The 13,546-nt window shown below is 35.0% G+C and carries 12 protein-coding genes; 2 read left to right on the top strand and 10 right to left on the bottom strand.

Annotated elements, in window-relative coordinates; translation table 11 throughout:
• Positions 1-374: 374 nt before the first annotated feature.
• The 7 genes from RCH13_RS07840 to leuS all read right to left on the bottom strand — a co-directional run bounded on the left by RCH13_RS07840 (position 375) and on the right by leuS (position 9,321).
• Positions 375-2,027 (bottom strand): tetratricopeptide repeat protein, encoded by a 1,653-nt coding sequence (locus RCH13_RS07840; protein WP_326986684.1) that lies wholly within the window; start codon positions 2,025-2,027, stop codon positions 375-377.
• A 108-nt stretch (positions 2,028-2,135) separates the two neighbouring features.
• Positions 2,136-3,008: a PstS family phosphate ABC transporter substrate-binding protein gene (locus tag RCH13_RS07835; RefSeq protein WP_326986683.1), complete on the bottom strand. Its 873-nt coding sequence runs from the start codon at positions 3,006-3,008 to the stop codon at positions 2,136-2,138.
• A gap of 254 nt (positions 3,009-3,262) precedes the next feature.
• On the bottom strand, positions 3,263-4,099 hold the full coding sequence (locus RCH13_RS07830; protein ID WP_326986682.1) for an energy transducer TonB: 837 nt from the start codon (positions 4,097-4,099) through the stop codon (positions 3,263-3,265).
• Between the two features lie 19 nt (positions 4,100-4,118).
• Positions 4,119-4,688, bottom strand: a complete 570-nt coding sequence (locus RCH13_RS07825) for an ExbD/TolR family protein (protein WP_326986681.1) — start codon at positions 4,686-4,688, stop codon at positions 4,119-4,121.
• 19 nt (positions 4,689-4,707) lie between these two features.
• Positions 4,708-5,310: an ExbD/TolR family protein gene (locus RCH13_RS07820; protein WP_326986680.1), complete on the bottom strand. Its 603-nt coding sequence runs from the start codon at positions 5,308-5,310 to the stop codon at positions 4,708-4,710.
• A 71-nt stretch (positions 5,311-5,381) separates the two neighbouring features.
• Positions 5,382-6,251, bottom strand: coding sequence for a MotA/TolQ/ExbB proton channel family protein (locus RCH13_RS07815; protein ID WP_326986679.1), 870 nt, complete (start codon positions 6,249-6,251; stop codon positions 5,382-5,384).
• 253 nt (positions 6,252-6,504) lie between these two features.
• A complete protein-coding gene (gene leuS, locus RCH13_RS07810; protein WP_326986678.1) occupies positions 6,505-9,321 on the bottom strand; it encodes a leucine--tRNA ligase in 2,817 nt (938 codons plus the stop codon).
• Positions 9,322-9,473: 152 nt separating this feature from the next.
• On the opposite strand from leuS, the gene RCH13_RS07805 reads away from it, so the two are divergent.
• Together RCH13_RS07805 and RCH13_RS07800 are read left to right on the top strand one after the other, a co-directional pair.
• Complete coding sequence (locus RCH13_RS07805; protein WP_326986677.1) at positions 9,474-10,226, top strand: glycosyltransferase family 2 protein; 753 nt, start codon at positions 9,474-9,476, stop codon at positions 10,224-10,226.
• Positions 10,226-10,837: a deoxyuridine 5'-triphosphate nucleotidohydrolase gene (locus RCH13_RS07800; protein ID WP_326986676.1), complete on the top strand. Its 612-nt coding sequence runs from the start codon at positions 10,226-10,228 to the stop codon at positions 10,835-10,837. The genes RCH13_RS07805 and RCH13_RS07800 overlap by 1 nt, the downstream gene beginning before the upstream one ends.
• Positions 10,838-10,850: 13 nt before the next feature.
• Here RCH13_RS07800 and RCH13_RS07795 read toward each other — a convergent pair whose 3' ends face one another.
• From RCH13_RS07795 to RCH13_RS07785, 3 genes are read right to left on the bottom strand one after another with little or no spacing between them, the layout of a single operon-like run.
• Complete coding sequence (locus RCH13_RS07795) at positions 10,851-12,098, bottom strand: 3-deoxy-D-manno-octulosonic acid transferase (protein ID WP_326986675.1); 1,248 nt, start codon at positions 12,096-12,098, stop codon at positions 10,851-10,853.
• 35 nt (positions 12,099-12,133) lie between these two features.
• On the bottom strand, positions 12,134-12,841 hold the full coding sequence (locus RCH13_RS07790) for a C40 family peptidase (RefSeq protein ID WP_326986674.1): 708 nt from the start codon (positions 12,839-12,841) through the stop codon (positions 12,134-12,136).
• A 17-nt stretch (positions 12,842-12,858) separates the two neighbouring features.
• Positions 12,859-13,506 (bottom strand): O-methyltransferase, encoded by a 648-nt coding sequence (locus RCH13_RS07785; RefSeq protein ID WP_326986673.1) that lies wholly within the window; start codon positions 13,504-13,506, stop codon positions 12,859-12,861.
• Positions 13,507-13,546: the final 40 nt, after the last annotated feature.

Here is a 13,546-nt window from a genome sequence, read left to right as displayed (position 1 = left end):
TCCACATTACTCATTTTAACCTCTTTTAATATCAATCTGCAGTCTAATCGCAATAAATCCAACTTCTACTAACTAAATACCAAACAAAAAACACAAGCTCATGGTGGTGGTTTTGTAACCTATGCTACTTATTAAAAAAACTTTATACGCGGATAACAATTTTTTAGAAGTGATGAATCGCCCATTAATATGAGCCTTAAGTAAAGGAAGCTTCAGTAAAGTCACCTAAATTGAATTACAATTCCACATTGTAGATTTAACCACACTCGAAAAATTTTTGATTAATAATTAATTAGATATGCACCAACATTCTACATAAATGTACGCGCAAAAAAAAATCCCACTTTACAGTGGGATCTTTATTTCAAATAATATTACTTATTGAGCTTTTGTTTCAGTTGAAGAGCACTTGTAGATGTTGGATCATACATGATCGCTTTATCCAAGTTTTCTTTTGCTTTCATTGGATCAGAATTCTTTACAGATTCTGCAATAGTATAATACGCGTATGATAGCGCTTTTCTATTCGTCTCGGCATCTGCTGGATTGATAACATCCAGATACTTCTGAAAAGCAATATTTGCCAATTCGTATTTTTCAATTTGCTGATAAGCTATTCCTTGACTATAGTAAGATGGCGCCCAATCAGGAAGCAATCCACTCATCTTTTGCCAAGCTTGTATTTCACCATTGAAATTTTTCGCTGCTTGATAAGCATTTGCTAATTCAAATAAAGCATTTGTATCCTGCGGATTTGCCGCTACTTTAACTTTTGCAGCTTCGATGGCTGGAGTTGTAGGTCCTTTCTCGATGCTTGCCTGCGTAATTCCACCGCCACCTTTAATTTTAATAAGCTCTGCATCCCAATTTAATGTCTCATCTTTAGCTGCTTTCGCAATTGCTACTTTTTGCTGAGCCGTCAAAAGATAAGCTGCTTTTTTAGTTGCATCTGTTTCTTTTTCTGCTAACCCTGCCGCTATCAGACCAAGTAATCCTTGATCAGCTGCTTGTACTCTACTTTTATCTGCTTTGGATATAAATTCATCCATATTAGATTTAGCTCCAGTATACTCCTGATCAGCATATAATAAATATGCACGCAACTTATATTTGATTGGATCTGTTACTTTATCAAATACTTTATCCAAATATAATTTGGAGTTAGCGTAATCTTCATTCGTGAAAAACAATTTGGAAATTTCCAACTGCGTATCAGAATCTTCATCAGCATATTTTGCATAATTTAAAAGGTCTTGCGTTGCCAATGCATTTTTCTGATATTTAATGTCATATCCAGCCATCGCTTTATAAGCGGGAGCATAAGTAGGATCTGCTGAAATTGCCCGGTCAATACTTTCCTTAGCTTTTTGCCATTGCTGTGCTTGCATCCACAATGTTCCAATTCTTGTAAAAACAGATGCTTTATTTTTTGCTATAGGTAGTGCTTTATCATAGGCCGTCATAGCTGAACCTGCAACTTGTGGGCTATTTGTCAGTTTTAATCTGTACGCATCACCTAAAGTATAATAATAATTGGCTGGGGTTCCATTTTTTTGAGATTTCTCAACTGCTCTATTTAAATAATCAATTGCAACATCTGCATTCTTTGCTCCACCAAATAAGGTTAAAGCTTCTGCTGCTCTATACAATACTTCTGCATCTTTATCTCTAGCATCTTTTACAATACCTGCTATTTCTGAAACACCAGATGTATTTCCTTTACCTAATTTTACAGAAGCTAACCCAATCCGATTTAGATTACTTTTTTTGTCGGCTTCTAGACCTTTATTAAAATTTTGTTCAGCAGCCTCAAAATTTGGTTCAAACTGAGTTAAGTAGGAGTTACCTAAATAAAAGTAGTTCTCAGCAGTTGGTGATTTTGTAATCATCTGATTAAAAACTTCTTTTGCTTTTGCATATTTATGACTGTCTGCATTTGCTACTCCCTCTTGAAGAGTCTGCCCGAAAGCGAAGTTGGTAAAAAAACCAACAGCGAGTCCTAAAGCAGCTTTCTTTGTTAAATTCATTCTATTTTTCATTTTAATTGTTTAAGATTAATCATTCTGAGTCAAAAAACACCCAATTATTATACCAATTTAAATTATGGTCAACAATTCTGCTATTTTTATGATTCATTAACGCATTTGAACTTCTCTTTTAAATATATTATAAGGTTGTAACCCTTCTTTTTCCACAATGATTTGACCCAGGTTTTGACAAGAAAATCTAATAAACCCATTACCTAAACCATAATAATTTTCATATGTTAAAAAATAAAGTACTCTGGTAAATGGATAAGACATATCTTTTAAATTTTCAAGTTCTGGCTGATAAGATTTTCCCTTATTGACCACAGGAAGGATTTTAACAGATTCTTTAAGTTTTTGCATTTCGTTGTTATACGGTCTGCTAATCGTGTTTAAGCTGATAACGCCAATCTTAGTAGGATAGTTACTTATTTCCTGCAACACATTTTTATTTCCACTAATAATGGAAAATTTTAGATTTTCAGGATTGACCCCTATCTTCTGTGCGACAAAATTTAAGTTGCTCGAATTAGTACCATCAAAAATTATATTCTTACTGTCAGAATTTAACTCTGCTTTAATCTCCTCGACAGATATGGACTCTCTCGTACTGTTTTTTGGAACGATAAAGACGACAGCATCAGCCGCAAATTTCGCGGGTTGTATATCATCTCTCACTTTTTCTCTAAAGGCCTGCTTTTCTTTCTCATTTAATTCACGAGACATTACGATAACTCGTACCTTTTTTTCCAAAAGATCCAAAAGTGCTAAGTCTTCCTTTTTAACTTCTAATTTAATTTTGGCGTCGGGATATAACGCCATGTACCTTTCAGTGAGGGCTTCAGAAACACTACGGAAAGATTCATCCACTGCGATAGTTATACTACCTTGGTGAGGATCATCTAATTTTTCCTGGGATTTTTTGCATGAAACTGTAATGGCTACAATCATAAACAGTAGCGCGATGTGAATTTTTCTCATTTTTGTCTAATTCTATATATTGCTCTTCCGATTCTGAATAAACCATATAAAATAAGCAGCCCACCCAAAGGATAAGCGATATTCGGTTCTAAAAAAATAATGAAGAATTTATAAATAATTACTGCTATTCCTAAAATAATATAGAAAAAACCAGTAACGAGGGAGAGCCAGTGAAACATCATAAAACAAAAATACAAAAAAATTAAAAAAAGAGAAGCAAATGCTTCTCTTTCTATGATAATGTGAGTGAGTACTTACTCGAACTGCATTGTTAATGGCAACCTGAAACGGTATCTTACCGCCTGACCATTAATTTTTGCTGGAGACCATTTATTTTTAATGGATTTAATGGTTCTCATTGCTTCTGCATTAAAGTCAGAATTACCTCCATTGGCTTTTACATCAGTAATACTTCCATCTCTTTCTACAACGAAAGTAATTTCTGTAGTTACTTTACCTTCATCTCCCTCCATTGCATCAACATCAAAACTGTTTTGAACTTTGGATCGGAAAGAGTTAATTCCTCCTGGAAATTCTGCTAACTGCTCTACTTCCGTATAAACTTGCGTTGCGGAAACCTGTGGTTTAACTTCAACTGTAGTTGATTTAGTTGGTCCCGCTGGCGGTGGGGGTGGCGTATAAACCGGAGTTTTTACCCCTTCTTGAGCAACCAAACCTGTAGTTGTTTCCAACTGCTTAGTAATTGGCGGCGGTGGAGTTTCCACTTTAGGCGCTTTCACTGGTTCCGGTACTACATTCTGAATAACTTCTTGTTGTTCTTCTTCTTTTGGAGGCGGTGGTGGAGGTGGTTCTTCCTCTTTCACCTCTTCAATAATAGGATCCTCTTCCAAAATATTCACCAATTCAGCTTGTACCTCTACCTTTTCTGGTTCAGTAAGTCTTTTTATAGTGCTATAAATTAGCGGAGACATTGCCATGATCAAGAATAACACCGTTCCAATAATGAAAGCTTTCGTTAACATTCTTGGATACGTAGTTCTTAAATCATAAGCACCATATTCCTTATTTCTATTTTCAAATACGAGTTCGTCTAGGGAAAGATTACTATCGTTTTGTCCTTCGTTTGCCATTTGTAATTAAATTATGTAATTATTTTACTTCTGCAGCTGCAGGAGCGGAATCCGCTACCTTTCTTTGATAAATTGCATCTTCCCAATCTTTAATATCGGTTACCCCATATCGTTCGTTTTTGGTAATTGCCATTTCATCTAAAATGTCTACAAAATTCTTATATACCGCATCATCTGTCGGCTTAATAATAACAGTAAAAATATCCTGTTTTATAGCTCCAGCTTTTGCTCTCTCAATTACTTTTGTAATCCCTTCTCTATCAAAAGTTGTTTCTTGTAAAGTCTCATCATTGAGGCCCGCTTGATCTAACTGATGATAAAATATTCTATTATTCTTACCAATGATTAAAGTGATAGAATTTTTAAGATCAACTTCAGTTGGTGGTGGTTTCGGCATATTCTCTTTAGGTTTTGCCGGCAAACCAAGATCCATCACATTCGGTTTACTAAAAGTAGTAGTAAACATAAAGAAAGTAATTAATAAAAATCCTAAATCCACCATTGGTGTCATATCTACTCTGGTATTCTGCTTTTTCGAGCGTACTTTACCGCCGTCCCCGCCTTTTTCCTGTACTTGTACTTCTGCCATTTCTAATGATTAATGTTCGTTAGTTTTTTCCTTCTTGGGACGTGATCAGCCAGAATTTAAGAAAATCGATATCTCTTAAACCTTCAAATAAATATTTAACCTTCGGGTATTCTGTTTGCACATCTCCTTTCACAGCCATTTTATAGCCTGGATTTACTGCTAAACTTTGTTCAACCCAATCAATTAATTCTCTTTTTGTACTGTCCATCGGAATACCGGTTGGACTTATATAATCTTTCTGCTCATCTTGGGACAAGTTCAGATAACTTTTTAGTTGAGACATTGGAACTCCAACTGCCTGAACATTTGTAAATGCTACTTTTTCATTATTTGTAAAAGTAACTCCATATTTCTGTCCCATATTGTCCAAAAGCTTTAATCTTTCGGTACCATTTTCTACGGGTTGAAAATAGAATTTCCCTTGTGGGGTAATATTTACAGTCATCAAACTTGCATCAGGTAATAATTTCTCTGATATCGAAGACGGCGGTTTTATTTGCTCCACATCCGGTTTCTTAAACTGGGTGGTCAATATAAAGAACGTGAGTAATAGAAACGCTACGTCGCACATCGCGGTCATATCGGTTATTATCCCATGTCTTTTTGGTTTAACTCTCGCCATTTGTAACTTAAATTTTTAATTAATACTTCTAAATAATTTGCAATTTTATATGCAAAATTTTGCCTCAAATCTTAGTGAAATTCAGCGAAAGACTGCTGGATAGACATTGCGATTTCGTCAATCTTGTAAGTCAATCCATCAATTTTAGAAGTAAAGTAATTGTAAAGAATAATTGCAATTGCAGATGTACCAATACCTAAAGCAGTATTAATCAATGCTTCTGCAATACCAATTGATAATGCGGCTGCATCTGGAGTACCTCCACCAGAACCTAAGGCAAAGAACGCTTTAATCATTCCGATTACTGTTCCTAGTAAAGCTACCAAAGTTGCAACTGTACCTAAAGTAGAAAGAATCATCATGTTTTTCTCTAACATTGGCATCTCCAAAGTAGTTGCCTCTTCAATCGCCTTATTTAATGCTACCATTTTTTGCTCTTTGGACAAGGTAGTATCGTGTGCTAAAGCTTTATATGTGGTAAGACCTTCTTTTACAACATTCCCTACAGAACCTTGTTGTCTATCACATTCTTCAATTGCTTCATCAATTTTATTTTGATTTAGTAAACTTCTAATTTTTACAACGAAGTTATCTAAGTTCCCAGCTCCAGATGCTTTTCTTAAAACGAAATATCTTTCAAAAGAAAACACAATCACAATTACCATAAAAGTAATTAATACCGGTACAATAACTCCACCCATGTAAACAATCCCCATAAATGAACTTGGCGTTAATTCCTTAACATCAATATCAGTAAACGCTAGTGAAGCAGCTCCTGCCGTTCTAGCATCTTGCTCGAAGTTATTTGGGCTTCCTAAAATAAAAATGTAGATTGCAATACCTACTAGTAATAAAATTGGTAAGATGAAAGTAGGATTTAATCCTCCTTTTTTCTTTGGTGCAACATCTACGTGCTCGTTGTTTGAAACATTCATTTCCATACTTAACTAAATTATAATTGTTATTTTTTAAATTTTTAGTGCTGTAAAATAAAGTCAAAATATTTAATAATGCAAGTGTTTACCAACTATTGCATTGATTTTAATTTGAATCAACAAAAAATGTAATTGCAAGATTAATAAAAATAGTAATTATTACTGATGATAATCTCTGTAATCAATTAGACTCTTAAAAATTCAAAGAAATATGGGACTTATTTTTACGATTGCTTTAGAATATTTTTTTATAAATATTTTACCAGCTCACAATGTTAATGATTTTTTTCGGGACAATGATGATTTTCTTAGGAATAATTCCTGCCAATTGGTTTAAAATCTGTTCGTTTTTACTGACGATTTCCTCTATTTCAGTAATTTTTAAGTGTGCAGGCAAAGTTAATTTGAATTTCATCTTGCCATTAAAACTTACTGGATAATGAATTTCATCCTCTACCAGATAGTTTTCCTCAAATATCGGGAATTTTTCAAATTCAATAGTCTGCTCATGACCTAATTTCTCCCAAAGTTCCTCGCTGATGTGTGGCGCGTAAGGTGAAAGTAAAATGGCTAAAGGTTTTAAAACCTCCCTTTTATTTGTTTTCAGCTTTTGAAACTCATTTACAGCAATCATAAAGGATGAAACCGAGGTATTAAAGGAGAATTGATCAATGTCCGAAACTACTTTTTTAATCAAGGTGTGCAGGATTTTACACTCTTCCTTGGTGGGTTCTTCATCAGAAACCAAAAAGTTATCTTCATTGTAATAAAGATTATAAAACTTTTTCAAAAATCCGTAGACCCCACTTAAACCTTGCGTATTCCACGGCTTAGATTGCTCTAAAGGTCCAAGAAACATCTCATACATGCGCAAACAATCAGCCCCGAATTCTTCACAAATATCATCTGGATTAACCACATTATATTTCGATTTAGACATTTTTTCTACTTCTCGCTCTGTAATGTACTTGCCGTCTTCTAAAATAAATTCTGCTTCTTCAAACTCCGGTCTCCAATTTCTGAAAAGATCAGTATCTAATTCGTCCGTTCCTCCTTTTAAAAGCGAAACATCTACGTGCATTTTTTGTACTTGATAATCCTTTGCCAATGCTTTTGAAACATATTGATTCGTTCCTTCAATACGTAATACAAAAGCACTCATGCCCAAAATCATTCCTTGATTAATGAGTTTCTTAAACGGTTCATCTTGCGAAATAAAGCCTCGGTCCTTCAAAAACTTGTTCCAAAACCTCGAGTATAACAAATGTCCTGTCGCATGTTCACTTCCCCCAATATACAAATCAACTTGCCCCCAATATTCTGTTAAACTCTTCTCCACAAATTCTTCTTGATTGTGTGGATCCATGTATCTTAAAAAATACCAGGAACTTCCTGCCCAACCCGGCATCGTGGATAATTCTAGAGGAAACACCTTTTTATTATCTATTAAATCTGTAGAAACTACGCGCTCATTTAACTCATCCCAAGCAAATTCTTTTGCATTGCCTAAGGGTGGATCTCCATCTTCTGTAGGTAAATATTTTTCAACTTCGGGCAGTTCTAAAGGAAGCGAAGATGTTGGTAGGCAATACGGCATTCCTTGCTTGTAATAAACTGGAACTGGTTCTCCCCAATATCTTTGTCGAGAAAAAATAGCATCTCTCTGTCTGTAGTTCGTGGTTCCATTACCAATCTTTCGTATTTCAATTTCACTGATGACTAATGTTTTTGCATCGTTGTAATTCAGTCCGTTTAAAAATTCTGAATTCACGCATTTTGAATCCTTGGAGTCAAATGATTCTAATTGAATATCATTATCATTTTTGATCACATTTTTGATCAGCAAACCAAATTTCTTCGCAAACCGATGATCTCTTTCATCATGCGCAGGTACCGCCATCACTGCACCCGTTCCATATCCCATCAAAACATAATCAGAAATATAAATCGGAATTTTTACCTGCGTGAAAGGGTTGATCGCGAAACTGCCTGTAAAAGCTCCACTCACATTTTTAACATCAGCCATACGATCCCGCTCCGTCCTTTTCGAAGTTTCTTCAATATAGTTGTCGACTTCATCTTGGTTATTTACTGTGGTAAAGTTTTTAACTAAAGGGTTTTCTGGAGCTAAAACAATAAACGTTGCTCCAAAAATGGTGTCAGGTCGGGTGGTAAAAACAGAAATTTGTTCGGCAGAATTATCTACATCAAAAGTCACCAAGGCTCCCTGCGATTTTCCGATCCAATATTCCTGCGCATCTTTCAAAGGTTGTGGCCAGTCTATCGAATTTAAATCCTGCAACAATCTTTCAGAATAAGCACTGATTCTCATGCTCCACTGCATCATTTTCTTTTGAAAAACAGGAAAATTACCCCGTTCAGATTTTCCATCTTTCACTTCATCATTGGCTAAAACAGTTCCTAAACCTGGACACCAATTTACCGTAGTTTCTGCACGATAAGCCAATCGATAATTTAGCAGAATATCCTGTTGATCTATTTCACTTGCATTATTCCAATCTTCTGCAGTGAAAGAAAGGTCATCATTCTGAACTGCTAATAAATCGTCTGAACCCTTGTTTTGGAAATGTTCAATCAGCTGCGGAATAGGCTCGGCTTTGTCTGTCTTCTTATTATACCAAGAATCAAACAATTGAATAAAAATCCATTGCGTCCATTTATAATAAGAAGAATCTGAGGTTTTAAATTCTCGGCTCCAATCGAAAGAAAAACCAATTTTTCGCATTTGCTGCTCATATCTTGCAATATTTTCTTCTGTGGTTAATGCAGGATGTTGACCGGTTTGTATGGCATATTGCTCCGCTGGAAGTCCAAAAGAATCGTACCCAATTGGATGCAAAACATTATATCCTTCATGTCTTTTGTATCGGGCATAAATATCTGAAGCGATATAACCTAAAGGATGCCCCACATGCAAACCCGCTCCAGACGGATAGGGAAACATATCGAGCACATAAAATTTTTGCTTATCGGTTTCTGTGGAGGTTTTATAGGTTTGATTTTCTTTCCAGAAATTCTGCCACTTCTTTTCAATCGATTGATGGTCGTAAAACATTGCTTATATTTAAAATGAAGCACAAATTTAAGGTTTTGAAATGGAAAAATCTTTGCGGAGTGAAACGTACTTCTACTTTGACTCAATTTCAGAGAAATCAATTCTTTAAATTGTACAGATATTAAATTATATTTGCTTTGAAATAAAAATTTATGCCCGAAATTTCTATCATCACCCCTTGTTTTAATTCTGAAAAATTTTTGAAGGAAACCATTCATTCAGTTCTTAGTCAAAGTTTTCAAAATTGGGAGTGGCTAATTACTGACGATTGTTCCACAGATGAGTCAGTAAAAATTATTAAAAATATTGGTGATCCCAGAATTATATTATCAAAAACCGACCATAATTCTGGCGCTGGAGCAGCAAGAAACATATCTTTGGAAAAAGCGGCAGGAAAGTACATTACTTTTTTAGACGCAGATGATTATTGGGAACCTGATTTCTTGGAGGAAATGGTAAATTTTATGAAAAAGGAAAATGCTGAACTCGCCTACTCCAATTATTCCCGCTGCGATGAAAATTTAAAGCCTGCAATCGGCGATTTCCACGCAGATACTGATGTAACTTTTGATAATTTATTAAAGACCTGCAGGTTGTCTTTATTAAGTTCCATGTACAATTCTGAAAGGGTGGGCAAAGAATATTTTCCGGCAGGAAGCAAAAGAGAGGATCACGTGATGTGGCTCAATTTACTAAAGAAAATCCCTCTAGGAAAACCCTTAAATAAAACAATGGCAAAATACAGAATGCACGCCACAAGCATCTCCAGAAAAAAAACCAATATCATCAAAGATCAATATCTAGTGTACAAAGATCACATGCATTTTTCTACGTTAAAATCTTTTTATTATACCGCAAACTGGGCAATGAACGGTTTTCTAAAATATTCTAAAATCTTTAATTGATGGAATATTCCAAAGAATTTAAACAGGCAATTTCAGCCTTTTCTCCGCAAGAAAAAGACAAATTGATTATTCGTTTGCTGAAAAAAGATAGAATTCTTTCTCACCGGTTGTACTTTGAATTGATAGATCCAGAAACAGCTGATGATAAACGAACTCAGCTGGAATCCATCATCAAAACGGAAGTTTCTGCCGCGGCAAAGCGATATGGAAGAACAAAATATTTCCTCACCCACATTCGGAAAGTCAGTTCAAAAATAACTGAACACGCAAAAATAACCACGGATAAATTTGGAGAAGTGTCTCTAAATCTTCTGCTCATCACTGAAACTTTAAAAAACTTACCAAAGAGTGGCGATCATTACAAACTTTATATCTATTTCTTGACCAAAATTTTCCGAGCTTTAATCCTGACTAAAAAATTAGAGTCAGATTATCATTTAGAACTGCGGGAAGATTTTGAAAATGTTCAGAAACAAATTCTAGCCAATAAAACTTTGGAGGAAATGACGCTCCATCACGGACTATTCTTCACTTGGTTTGAACCAGAAAATATTCCAGATCATATCGATATGATTTTGAAAGAAATTAAGAGTGACGGATTACTTCGCTAAAATTAATTGAGGATTAAACTTTTTGTTCTTTTAGAATATGATCTATAATCACATCTGACGCAATTGGTTGCGAGTTGATAAAATCTGCAGCATTCTTACCCATTTTCTCCAGGTTTTGGTCATCTTGCAGAAATCCAGTGAGATAAGCTGCGGCAAAGAATTCATCTTCAAAACATTTTCCGCCATTTCTGGCGATCAATTCATCGGCTTCAGGATTTTTGGTGTATTGATTCCCGAAGAAAACCGGAATTCCAAAAGTAGCAGCTTCGAGAATATTATGCAGTCCTTTTGCGTGAAAACCACCACCTACAATTGCTAAATCGCCATAAGAATAAAGTTTAGAGAGCAATCCAATGCAGTCTATAATAAGAATTTTCACACTAGAAAGTGACGAAGATTGTTTGTCCGTAATTTGAGAATACAAAAGTGAAGCGGGAAATAAAGTTTGCAAGTGATCTACTCGGCGCAAATCATGGGGCGCAATGATGATTTTTATGTTTCTGTTTTTAGAGGCAATTATTTCTGCCAATCTTTCCTCTGCTTCCCAAGAACTGCCAAAAACTATGGTTTTGTGACCGTCTTTAAATTCATCAATATATTCTACGGAATTATCTCTTTCTCGTAATTGTTTTACACGATCATACCGCGTATCTCCCGCCGTAGAAGAGTTTTTCAAGCCCCGTGCTTTTGCTATGGCGGTAGAATGTTTGGTCTGATGAAAAAACCAGTCTACATTCTTTTTTAATTGTTTCACAAACCAGCTTCCGTAAAATTTAAAGAAGACTTGCGTTTCATAGAAATAGGCAGAAACCACATAAATTTTTGCACCCTGACTTTTCAAATTTTCTAATAAATGATACCAATAGTCATATTTGACGGTAAAAAAGATCTTTGTTTTAAAGTTGTTCGTAAATTCCTGCACCCAATTTTCCGTGTCAAAAGGGAGGTAGCAAATTGCATCTGCAATAGTATTTTTCTTAATAACATGATCGTAACCAGATGGAGAAAAAAAAGTAATCAAAATTTTATGCGTCGGTAATTTCTGTTTTAGCTTTTCCAAAACAGGTAAACCCTGTTCATATTCGCCTAAACTTGCAGCATGCATCCAAATAACCTCATCTTCTGCCGAAAATTTCGCTTTTACTATCGCACAACTCTGTCTTCTTCCCGCTAAACCTTTCTTTAATTTATAGTTAAAAATGGCACCGATTTTCATAGCGAAAATCAGGAGTGGAATAAATAAATTGTATAGAGATTTCATTGGGAATTATTAGAATAAACTTCAGAAGATTTAATTTAAAATATACTTCTTATAAAACGAAGTTTGTGCGTGTGCTTTTTTAACTCGCTATTAAAAATTCCGGAAGAATCTAAGAAATCAATCCGAACTTTGCCAGAAGCATGTATAATCTGATGCGTAGAAATCATCATCCCAACATGGGTAATTGCACCTTCTTCATTCTCAAAAAATGCTAAATCTCCAGCTTTACATTCCTCTACAAAACTTAAAACCTCACCTTTTTCTGCTTGTTGAGGTGCTTCTCTTGGTAAATTAATCCCATGGATTTTATAAAGCAACTGAATAAATCCACTGCAATCTACTCCAAAAAAACTTCTTCCACTCCAGAGATAAGGAACGTTGAGAAACTCCTTTGCATGGATATCAATTTGATCTACGTTTAGAAAATAAGGCAGATTTTCAGCGTCAATTTCGCTTCCTGTGGAAAGCAAAATATTTTTTCCCTCTTGCTTTTGAACCTCAAAATTATTGGTAACGATTTGTACTTTTCTCTGCTCAAATTGCTCTTCGGAGATTAATTTTATTTGACTGGAATCAACCCAACCCTCATATCCATCAAAATGCATGTTTACTTTTGTAAACTTGCGCTCTCTTTCCAGAATATCTACGGCTTCTCCAAACAAAATTTGCGAGGTCATCTCTGATTGATGAGATTGCTCTAGCCGAAGTGCCGCGACTGAAACGGTACAAATTCCTATATCCATTCTGCTTTTCTAAAGTTTTATTTTTTTCGAACGATATGAAGTCCATCTCGCAAAGGTAAAATAAGATTTTCAAAATTATTGTCTTTGGAAATCATCTCATTCAGTTGCTGAATTATTTGGGTGGATCTTTGTTTTGGATTTTCTTCTAAAACCTTTCCATACCAGAGCACATTATCAAAGAGGAGAACTGCACCACTTTTAATTTTATCTTTCAGCAATAAAAAATATGCTACATAATTCTCTTTGTCTGCATCAATGAAAATGAAATCAAAATCTTCTGTGGTTTCCTTTAAAAATTGCGCTGCGTCTTCTAAGTGAAAATTAATTTGATCACGAAATTCACTTTCTTGGAAATACTTTTTCGGCAAATAAGATAACTCCTCGTTCACATCCACGGTTGTAATTTTTCCATCTTTTGCCAAACCTTCTGCTAAACACAAAGTGGCGTAACCCGTAAAAGTTCCTATTTCTAAAATACTTTTTGGTTTCGCCATTTGAGAAAGAATACTCAAAAATCTGCCTTGCAAATAACCAGAAATCATGTGAGGTTGCGTAGTTTTTTGATACGTTTCTTTCCGCAATCGCTTTAATAAAGCAGGTTCTTCAGACGTGTGATTTTCTAAATAGCGATCCATCTCCGGACATTGTTGCTCAAAAAAACTCATACCTTCTTATTTTAAGTTCAAATTTAAGCATTTAAAATAA

The sequence above is a fragment of the Chryseobacterium sp. MP_3.2 genome (assembly GCF_035984805.1).
In the GTDB taxonomy this organism is placed as follows: Bacteria; Bacteroidota; Bacteroidia; order Flavobacteriales; family Weeksellaceae; genus Kaistella.
This window is presented reverse-complemented; position numbering and strand designations above follow the sequence as displayed.

Excerpts from the sequence above, each read along its gene's own strand:
- RCH13_RS07805 (WP_326986677.1), top strand. The coding sequence starts at position 9,474 with ATGCCCGAAATTTCTATCATCACCCCTTGTTTTAATTCTGAAAAATTT.
- RCH13_RS07830 (WP_326986682.1), bottom strand. The coding sequence starts at position 4,099 with ATGGCAAACGAAGGACAAAACGATAGTAATCTTTCCCTAGACGAACTC.
- RCH13_RS07790 (WP_326986674.1), bottom strand. The coding sequence starts at position 12,841 with ATGGATATAGGAATTTGTACCGTTTCAGTCGCGGCACTTCGGCTAGAG.
- RCH13_RS07820 (WP_326986680.1), bottom strand. The coding sequence starts at position 5,310 with ATGGCGAGAGTTAAACCAAAAAGACATGGGATAATAACCGATATGACC.
- RCH13_RS07785 (WP_326986673.1), bottom strand. The coding sequence starts at position 13,506 with ATGAGTTTTTTTGAGCAACAATGTCCGGAGATGGATCGCTATTTAGAA.
- leuS (WP_326986678.1), bottom strand. The coding sequence starts at position 9,321 with ATGTTTTACGACCATCAATCGATTGAAAAGAAGTGGCAGAATTTCTGG.
- RCH13_RS07815 (WP_326986679.1), bottom strand. The coding sequence starts at position 6,251 with ATGGAAATGAATGTTTCAAACAACGAGCACGTAGATGTTGCACCAAAG.
- RCH13_RS07800 (WP_326986676.1), top strand. The coding sequence starts at position 10,226 with ATGGAATATTCCAAAGAATTTAAACAGGCAATTTCAGCCTTTTCTCCG.
- RCH13_RS07835 (WP_326986683.1), bottom strand. The coding sequence starts at position 3,008 with ATGAGAAAAATTCACATCGCGCTACTGTTTATGATTGTAGCCATTACA.
- RCH13_RS07840 (WP_326986684.1), bottom strand. The coding sequence starts at position 2,027 with ATGAATTTAACAAAGAAAGCTGCTTTAGGACTCGCTGTTGGTTTTTTT.
- RCH13_RS07825 (WP_326986681.1), bottom strand. The coding sequence starts at position 4,688 with ATGGCAGAAGTACAAGTACAGGAAAAAGGCGGGGACGGCGGTAAAGTA.
- RCH13_RS07795 (WP_326986675.1), bottom strand. The coding sequence starts at position 12,098 with ATGAAATCTCTATACAATTTATTTATTCCACTCCTGATTTTCGCTATG.